Origin of the sequence: Aeromonas sp. QDB30 (assembly GCF_027707645.1) — a bacterium.
Taxonomy (GTDB): Bacteria; Pseudomonadota; Gammaproteobacteria; order Enterobacterales; family Aeromonadaceae; genus Aeromonas; species Aeromonas caviae.
Genome location: NZ_JAPCIY010000110.1, coordinates 1 through 8,565, shown reverse-complemented (window position 1 = coordinate 8,565; position 8,565 = coordinate 1). Strand labels below are relative to the sequence as shown.

The following is an 8,565-nucleotide window of genomic DNA, read 5'->3' as shown; positions in this document are numbered from 1 at the left end:
CGAAACCCAACAAGGAGTTTCGGATTCTTACACAGCCTGAGGATCGGTCAATGGATCCTTAACTGATCGGCATTACGACCTGGGCCGCGGTTTTGTCATGGAAGAGGCTGTTACTTCTGTTGACGCTTCATGGAGTCGAAGAACTCGTCGTTGGTCTTGGTCGCAGCCAGCTTGTCGATGAGGAACTCGATGCTGTCGATCTCGCCCATGGGGTGAATGATCTTGCGCAAGATCCACATCTTCTGCAGCTCGTCCGGTGCGGTCAGCAGCTCTTCCTTGCGGGTGCCGGAGCGAGTGATGTCGATGGCCGGGTAGACGCGCTTCTCGGCAATCTTGCGCGAGAGGTGCAGTTCCATGTTGCCGGTACCCTTGAACTCTTCGTAGATGACTTCATCCATCTTGGAGCCGGTATCGATCAGCGCGGTGGCGATGATGGTCAGGCTGCCGCCCTCTTCGACGTTGCGCGCCGCACCGAAGAAACGCTTCGGACGGTGCAGGGCGTTGGCGTCCACACCACCGGTCAGCACCTTGCCGGAAGACGGGATGACGGTGTTGTAGGCGCGGGCCAGACGGGTGATGGAGTCCAGCAGGATCACCACATCCTTCTTGTGCTCGACCAGACGCTTGGCCTTCTCGATCACCATTTCGGCGACCTGGACGTGACGGGAGGCCGGCTCGTCGAAGGTGGAGGCGATGACTTCGCCCTTCACCATCCGCTGCATCTCGGTCACTTCTTCCGGACGCTCGTCAATCAGCAGCACGATCAGCTCACAATCCGGGTGGTTGTAGGCGATGCTCTGGGCGATGTTCTGCAGCAGCATGGTCTTACCGGCCTTGGGCGGTGCAACGATGAGACCGCGCTGGCCCTTGCCGATCGGGGATGCCAGATCCAGTACACGGGCGGTGATGTCTTCGGTGGAACCGTTGCCACGCTCCATGCGCAGACGCTCGTTGGCGTGCAGGGGAGTGAGGTTTTCAAACAGGATCTTGTTGCGGGAGTTTTCCGGACGGTCGTAGTTGACGTCGTTGACCTTGAGCAGGGCGAAATAGCGCTCGCCCTCTTTCGGCGGCCGGATCTTGCCGGAGATGGTGTCGCCGGTACGCAGGTTGAAGCGGCGGATCTGGCTCGGGGAGACATAGATGTCATCCGGACCAGCGAGATAAGAGCCGTCTGCACTGCGCAGGAAACCGAAACCGTCGGTCAGGATTTCCAGCACACCGTCGCCAAAGATATCCTCGCCGCCCTTGGCGTGCGCCTTGAGGATTGCAAAGATAATGTCTTTCTTGTGCGCCCGAGCCAGATTTTCCAACCCCATGGATTCGCCAAGCTGGACCAGCTCGGACACAGGAGTGTTCTTAAGTTCAGTCAGATTCATAGTGGTGAAAGTCTGTAAGCAAGGATTGAAATGAGGAGACAGTCTGCTGGATTGATGCTGATCGGATTTGACTTGCCAGGCTGGTAGTTAAGCAAAGAGTCAGGCAAAAAGGTTAGCAAACGAGCGATAAACTAGCACCAATCAGGGTGAGCGTCTAGGTGATAAAACACAAGGAGCGCATTATTGCAATGCGCTCCTTCTTGATTATTACAGGTTGCCGTCCAGGAACTCTTTCAGTTGGGTCTTGGACAGGGCGCCGACCTTGGTCGCTGCCACTTCACCATTCTTGAACAGCAGCAGGGTCGGGATACCACGAATGCCGTACTTGGGCGGAGTGTCGGCGTTATGATCGATGTTCAATTTCGCCACGGTCACGCGACCTTCATATTCCTGAGCAACTTCGTTCAGGATCGGGGCAATCATCTTGCACGGTCCACACCATTCGGCCCAGAAATCGACCAGAACAGGGCTGTCGGCGTTGATTACATCGGCCTCGAAGCTGGCATCGCTCAGCTGAACAATCTTGTCACTCATCTCCAACTCCAGTCAGTAATTAAGGCTTTATTGATGGTTCAACAAAGGCAATAGTTGCCCTATTTGAAATGATCCTGTTTATTATTGCAAGCCTAACCTGATAACCTACCGCCATGAGCAAAACACATCTAACGACCGAAAAATTCGCCCAAATGGGCCTCGAACCCGAAGTTCTGGCTGGTCTGGAATCAAAGGGATTTCACTATTGTACGCCCATCCAGGCACTGTCCCTGCCCCTGCTGGTTGAAGGTCATGACCTCGCCGGTCAGGCCCAGACGGGGACCGGCAAAACCCTGGCTTTCCTGGCGGCGACATTCAACTATTTGCTGACCCATCCGCTGACCAGGCCGCGCCTCGTCAACCAGCCCCGCGCCATCATCATGGCCCCGACCCGGGAGCTGGCCGTCCAGATCTATAACGATGCAGAGAGCATGTCAGCCTCCACCGGGCTCAAGCTCGGTCTCGCCTATGGTGGCGAAGGCTACGACAAACAGCTGGCCGTGCTGGAACAGGGCGTCGACATCCTTATCGGCACCACGGGTCGCATCATCGACTACTTCAAGTCCAAGGTCATCGATCTCGGCAACATCCAGGTCGTGGTACTGGACGAAGCGGATCGCATGTTCGATCTGGGCTTCATCAAGGACATCCGTTTCCTGTTCCGCCGCATGCCCCCCGCCACCGAGCGTCTGAGCATGCTGTTCTCCGCCACCCTCTCCCTGCGGGTGCAGGAGCTGGCCTATGAACACATGAACCACCCGGAACATGTGCAGGTCGAACCGGAACAGATGACCGGCGTGCGGATCAAGGAGGAGCTCTTCTACCCCTCCAACGAAGACAAGATGTTGCTGCTGCTCTCCCTGATGGAAGAGGAGTGGCCCGAGAAAGCCATCGTCTTCGCCAACACCAAGCACGTCTGTGAAGACGTTCACGCCTGGCTGGAGAATGACGGCCACCGCGTCGGTCTGCTGACCGGCGACGTGCCGCAGAAGAAGCGGATGAAGATCCTGGAAGAGTTCACCAAGGGCACCCTGGATATCCTGGTCGCCACCGACGTGGCCGCCCGTGGTCTGCACATCCCCGACGTGACCCACGTCTTCAACTACGACCTGCCCGATGATGCCGAAGACTATGTCCACCGCATCGGTCGTACCGGCCGCGCCGGCAGAAGCGGTCACTCCATCAGCCTGGCCTGTGAAGACTATGCCTTCAACCTGCCGGCCATCGAGGAGTACATCCACCACCCCATCCCGGTCAGCAAGTATGACCGCGAGGCGCTGCTGGATGACGTCACCGCGCCAAAACGGGTGTTCCGCAACCGCCAGCCGGTGAACCGCAACATGCGGGATCGCCAGGGCGGTGGCAACAGCAACAACCGTCGTCGCCCCCCCCGCAAGAACTGAGGGATCGGCCAAGTTGCACAACTCGCCTCTCTATGCCGCCATCGACCTCGGCTCCAACAGCTTTCACATGCTGGTGGTGCGCGAGGTCGCCGGTGCCCTGCGCACCGTCACCAAGGTCAAGCGCAAGGTACGCCTCGCCGCCGGCCTCGATGCCGATTTTCGCCTCAACCGTGCCGCCATGGAGCGGGGCTGGGATTGTCTGCGCCTCTTCTCCGAGCAGTTGCAGGACATCCCGTCCGACAATATCCGGGTAGTGGGCACCGCCACCCTGCGCCTGGCCACCAACGTCGACGAATTCATCAGCGAAGCGGAACGGGTGCTCAACCACAGCATCGAGATCATTTCGGGCGAGGAAGAAGCCAAGACCATCTATGAAGGAGTCTCCTGGACGTCGGCAGGGGAAGGCAATCGGCTGGTGATCGACATCGGCGGCGCCAGCACCGAGCTGGTGATCGGCGAGCAGAGCGAAGCCAAGCTGCTCAACAGCCTGCACATGGGCTGCGTCACCTGGCTCAACAACCACTTCGGTGATGGCGAGCTCTCCGAGGCGCGCTTCAACCAGGCCATTGCCGCCGCCAAGGCGGTACTGGAGAAAGTGGCTGCGGACTACCGTGTCCTCGGCTGGCGCACCTGCGTCGGCGCCTCCGGCACCGTCCAGGCGCTGCAGGAGATCATGCTGGCCCAGGGCAAGAGCGAGCGGGTCACCCTGCCCAAGTTGCAAGAGCTGATGGGTCAGGCCATCGCCTGCGGCAGACTCGATAAGTTGCAGCTCGAAGGGCTGGCGGCCGAACGGCTGACCGTGTTCCCCTCCGGTCTCGCCATCCTGATCGCCATCTTCGAGACCCTCGACATCGAGAGCATGACCCTGGCGGGCGGTGCACTGCGTGAAGGGCTCATCTACGGCCTGCTCGGCAACAATCACGACTGTGATGCCCGGGATCGCACCGCCGACAGCCTGATCAGCCGCTACCAGCTCGACAAGGAGCACGCCGAGCGGGTCCGCGACACCGCCATCGAAGCGTTCACCCAGTTGCAGCCGGCCTGGCGCCTCTCCAAGCGCTACGGTCGCCCGATCCTGCGCTACGCAGCCCTGCTGCACGAAATCGGTCTGTGCATCGAGTACAAGAAGGCGCCGCAGCACGCTGCCTACATCATCGACAACATCGACATGCCGGGCTTCACCCCCGCGCAGAAGAAGCTGCTGTCGGCCCTGCTGTTCAACCAGCGGGATGAATTCAAGCTGGAGCCACTGGAGAAACAGGGTGCCGTCACCGGTCGCCAGGCGATCCGGCTGGCCCGTATCCTGCGCATCTCCCTCATCCTCTGCATGCGCCGGACCCAGGGCACTGTGCCCAGGTTCATGCTGCAAGCCGATGAAGATGCCCTGACCCTGACCCTGCCCAAGGGTTGGCTGGACGAACACTACCTGCGCGCCAGCGAGCTGCGCCTCGAGGTGGAGCGCCAGCAGAAGATGGGCTGGTCCACCCGGCTGCTGGAAGCCTGAGGCACACACCCCATGGCCGATTACCAACCCATCAGCTGTGACCTGTACGACTGGCTGGAGATCGCCGCCAGCTGGCAGCTGCCCGTCACGATCACCGACCGGGATGGACGAACCTGGGCGGACAGGATCCGCACCATAGAAGCCAGCGGCGGGGTGGAGTATCTGCTGCTGGAGCGCGCTGAGCGCCTCAGCCTGGCGGACCTGGCGACCCTGGAACTCGTCTGGCAAGGGGAAGAAAAGCGGATCCACTTCGCCCCACCCCGCAGCCAATGAATAGCAAGAGGGCCAACCTGATCAGGTTGGCCCTCTTGGTTTGACGCTCAGACTCCCTGCCAGTCGCCACTCAACTCGCCAGCGCCGCCATCACGTAGACGTCGAAGCGGTTGCTCTTGGTCTCGATGGCCATACTGGGCTTGTGCTCGTTGAGCCAGCCCGCATAGTCGGGCCGCTTCACCACCACCCGCTTGTCAGCCATCCTGAGCGCCGCCGGCAGCAGGGCATCCGCGTCGAGATCCGCCCCCACCAGGGACTGGAACACCCGCATCTCTTTTTTCACCAGCGCCGACTTCTGCTTGTGGGGGAACATGGGATCCAGGTAGATGACCTCCGGCCGCTCGGTCAGCGCCAGCAGGGTCTCCACCGCCGGGCCTTGCAGCAGTTGCATCCGCTCGCGCACCCAGGGGCCTATCTCGGGATCCTGCCCCGCCCGGGTCAGACCGTCCTGGAGCAGGGCCGCCACCACGGGACTGCGTTCGATCAGGGTCACCTTGCAGCCGAGGGAGGCGAGCACGAAGGCATCGCGCCCGAGCCCGGCGGTGGCATCCACCACGGTCGGCATGGCTCCCGACTTCAATCCCACCGCCTTGGCGATGGACTGGCCGCGCCCGCCACCGAACTTGCGCCTGTGGGCCACCGCCCCTTCCACGAAGTCCACATAAACGGCCCCCAGCTTGGGTTCGTCCAGCTTGCGCAGCTCCAACCGCGATTCGGTCAGCACCAGGGCGAAGGGAGCGGGAAACGCCACGTCGGCAAGGCGCTGGCGCAGGGCGTCGAGCTCGCCATCGCGGGCGGGCACTTCACTGAAAACCTGAATATGGGGCATAACATGGACTCATCACGGCGCAGAAGCCGGCATGATAGCAGAAGCGGGGGGTCAGCTCACCGTGGTCAGATTCGCCAGGTTCATTCCCTGACGGTTGAGACTCAGGTACTCGGTCAGATCGTCGAAAGGCAGCGGGCGGCTGAGCAGATACCCCTGGGTGAAGGCGCACCCCTTCTGACAGAGGAAGTTGAGCTGCTCCCGGGTCTCCACCCCTTCGATCACCACCTGCATGCCGAGGTTGTGCACGATGTTGATGATGCCGTCGAGCAGCAGACGGTCCTGCTCGTTGAAGGGAATATGGCGCACGAAGGAGCGATCGATCTTCACCAGATCCACCGGGAAGGTACGCAGGTAGTTCAGTGCCGAGTAGCCGGTGCCGAAGTCGTCGATGGCCAGCTTGCAGCCCGCCTCGCGCAGGGCATCGATCCGCACCCTGTGCTGATCGCTGGTCTCCATCAGCAGGGATTCGGTGATCTCGATGATGATGTCCGCCGGATCCAGCTCGAAGTGGCGGATCACCCTGAGCCACTCGTTGGCCTCCGGGTCTATGGTCTGGAACTCCAGGGTGGAGCGGTTGATGGACATCTGCAGATCCGGGAAGCCGGACTGCTGCAATCTGGCCAGATCCCGGCAAGACTGCCACAGCACCAGGGCACCCAGCCCCTGGATGAGCCCCGCCTCTTCCGCCAGCGGGATGAAATCCGCCGGTGAGACCTGACCCCAGTGGGGGTGATACCAGCGCACCAGGGCCTCCAGCTTGGCGACCCGGCCGCTGCGGTTGTCCCAGATGGGCTGGTAGGCCATGGTCAGCTGGCCCAGCTTGATGGCCTCCGCCAGATCGTGCTGCATCTGGTGGCGCTGGCTCACCTCTTCCCGCATGGAGGCGTTGTAGGTGCCGAGGGGACGTCCCTGGCGCTTGGCGACGAACAGGGCCTGCTCGGCATTGCGCAAGAGCTCGTCGCTGTCGCCGCCGTCATTGGGACAGAGGGTGATCCCCAGGGTGGCGGTTACATAGAGGTGCTGGTTGGCCAGCATGAAGGGACGGGCAAAGCCGCCGATCACCTGCTTGGCAAACACCTCGGCCTGACGGCGGTTGACGATGCCGGGCACCAGGAAGGCAAACTCGTCGCCGCCGATGCGGGCCACCAGGTCCTCGGTGCGCACCCGGCTCACCAGCCGATCCGATACCTCCCGCAGCAGGGCGTCGCCCACATGGTGATCCATGCTGTTGTTGACCGCCTTGAAGTTGTTGAGGTCGAGCACCATGAGGGCGAAGCGCTCCCCCCGCTCGCAGAAGCGGGCCAGACACCGACCGAACAGCCAGCGGTTGGGCAGGCCGGTGAGGTTGTCGTAGTTGGCCTGGGCGGCGATCTTCTGCTCTGCCAGCTTGGTCTGGGAAAGATCGCTGAAGATGGCGATGTACTGACTGATCTTGCCCCCTTCCCGCACGGCGCTGATCATCAGCTGCTGGGGATAGAGCTTGCCGTTCTTGCGCTTGTTCCACACCTCCCCACGCCAGATCCCCACCCGCTCCAGGGCGTGGTACATGTCCGCATAGAAGGTCTGATCGTGCAGTCCGGACTTGAGCATGCTGGGCCGCTGGCCACACGCCTCCTCCTCGCTGTAACCGGTGATCTTCTCGAAGGCCGGATTGACCGAGATGATGCGACTGTCGGCATCGCACACCAGAATGGCTTCGGAGAGGTTGTCATAGACCCGGTGGGAGAGCTTGAGCTGCTCCGCATGGCGCCTGATGGGATCGATGTTCTCCAGCACCACCATGAGATAGTCGGGGTGCATCTGCTCGTTGCGGATCAGGGTCACCGTCACCCGTCCCCACAGGACGGTCCCATCCCGATGGAGATAACGCTTCTCCTGGGTAAACGCGGGACGCTCTCCCCGCTTGAGGGCGTCGTAGAGCGCAATACTGGTCTGCCAGTCGTCCGGGTGGTTGATTTCGGCGACGGTGAGCTGTTGCAGCTCCTCCTGGCTGTAGCCGAGCATCTTCTCGATGGCCGGGTTCGCCCAGAGGATCTTGCCGCCCAGATCCACCTTGCCGATGCCCACGGGCGCATGGGACATCATGGTGTCCAGGAAGTGGTGATGTTCCGGTTGCGCCGGCTGCTCCTGGCTCTGGCGCTGCTGATACATCAGCGCCAGTTCACGACCGGCGAGTGGGGCCAGCAGACGCAGCAGACCCACTATCTTCTCCATTCTCGGCATGGCCCGCTTGAACATGACGCTGCACAGGCCGATGGTCTCTCCCTCGGCGTTCTTGAGCGCGACGCCGGCATAGGCTCTCACCTCGCAGCGCTCCAGCACGGCGGCGTGGGGGAACAGCTGGCGGGTGCGATCACTGAACCAGGCTTCACCCTGTTGCATGGCGATCTCCCCCGGAGTGTCGGCGAGGGGGAAGCTGTAGGCGTTGATGTCGAGGGAGGCGGGATAGGCGGCATGCACGGTAAAGAACAGACCCGCCTGATCCTTGCCGGACACCAGGACGAAGTCAGCCCCCACCGCGTTGGCGATTTCACTCACAAAGGCATCAAAATATCCCTGACCACTCGAATGATACCAATCAGATTAAAGATGTGATCTAATTGCTCTATTCTGGTTTCACTGTACTCAGTATGTCCGATCCAATCG

General features: G+C 61.3%; 7 protein-coding genes. 3 read left to right on the top strand and 4 right to left on the bottom strand.

The genetic code is table 11. The features are described from left to right. Positions 1 to 110 precede the first annotated feature (110 nt). A complete protein-coding gene (rho, locus tag PG896_RS19800; protein WP_010672370.1) occupies positions 111 to 1,376 on the bottom strand; it encodes a transcription termination factor Rho in 1,266 nt (421 codons plus the stop codon). A gap of 207 nt (positions 1,377 to 1,583) precedes the next feature. Further along, entirely contained in the window at positions 1,584 to 1,910 is a 327-nt protein-coding gene (gene trxA / locus PG896_RS19795) for a thioredoxin TrxA (RefSeq protein ID WP_010672369.1), read from the bottom strand. A 113-nt stretch (positions 1,911 to 2,023) separates the two neighbouring features. On the opposite strand from trxA, the gene rhlB reads away from it, so the two are divergent. The 3 genes from rhlB to PG896_RS19780 are packed head-to-tail and all read left to right on the top strand — an operon-like array spanning position 2,024 to position 5,090. Beyond that, the gene (rhlB, locus tag PG896_RS19790; protein ID WP_029313424.1) at positions 2,024 to 3,313 is read left to right on the top strand and encodes an ATP-dependent RNA helicase RhlB; all 1,290 of its coding nucleotides are present in this window, start codon (positions 2,024 to 2,026) and stop codon (positions 3,311 to 3,313) included. Between the two features lie 13 nt (positions 3,314 to 3,326). After that, a complete protein-coding gene (gene gppA / locus PG896_RS19785; RefSeq protein ID WP_042017418.1) occupies positions 3,327 to 4,817 on the top strand; it encodes a guanosine-5'-triphosphate,3'-diphosphate diphosphatase in 1,491 nt (496 codons plus the stop codon). A 12-nt stretch (positions 4,818 to 4,829) separates the two neighbouring features. Then, entirely contained in the window at positions 4,830 to 5,090 is a 261-nt protein-coding gene (locus tag PG896_RS19780) for a Rho-binding antiterminator (RefSeq protein WP_171865779.1), read from the top strand. A 70-nt stretch (positions 5,091 to 5,160) separates the two neighbouring features. Here PG896_RS19780 and PG896_RS19775 read toward each other — a convergent pair whose 3' ends face one another. Both PG896_RS19775 and PG896_RS19770 read right to left on the bottom strand, forming a co-directional pair. Then, positions 5,161 to 5,919 (bottom strand): class I SAM-dependent methyltransferase, encoded by a 759-nt coding sequence (locus tag PG896_RS19775; RefSeq protein ID WP_010672365.1) that lies wholly within the window; start codon positions 5,917 to 5,919, stop codon positions 5,161 to 5,163. Positions 5,920 to 5,970: 51 nt separating this feature from the next. After that, positions 5,971 to 8,457 (bottom strand): putative bifunctional diguanylate cyclase/phosphodiesterase, encoded by a 2,487-nt coding sequence (locus tag PG896_RS19770; RefSeq protein ID WP_270836118.1) that lies wholly within the window; start codon positions 8,455 to 8,457, stop codon positions 5,971 to 5,973. Between the last annotated feature and the right edge of the window lie 108 nt (positions 8,458 to 8,565).

Excerpts from the sequence above, each read along its gene's own strand:
- rho (WP_010672370.1), bottom strand. The coding sequence starts at position 1,376 with ATGAATCTGACTGAACTTAAGAACACTCCTGTGTCCGAGCTGGTCCAG.
- trxA (WP_010672369.1), bottom strand. The coding sequence starts at position 1,910 with ATGAGTGACAAGATTGTTCAGCTGAGCGATGCCAGCTTCGAGGCCGAT.
- rhlB (WP_029313424.1), top strand. The coding sequence starts at position 2,024 with ATGAGCAAAACACATCTAACGACCGAAAAATTCGCCCAAATGGGCCTC.
- PG896_RS19780 (WP_171865779.1), top strand. The coding sequence starts at position 4,830 with ATGGCCGATTACCAACCCATCAGCTGTGACCTGTACGACTGGCTGGAG.
- PG896_RS19775 (WP_010672365.1), bottom strand. The coding sequence starts at position 5,919 with ATGCCCCATATTCAGGTTTTCAGTGAAGTGCCCGCCCGCGATGGCGAG.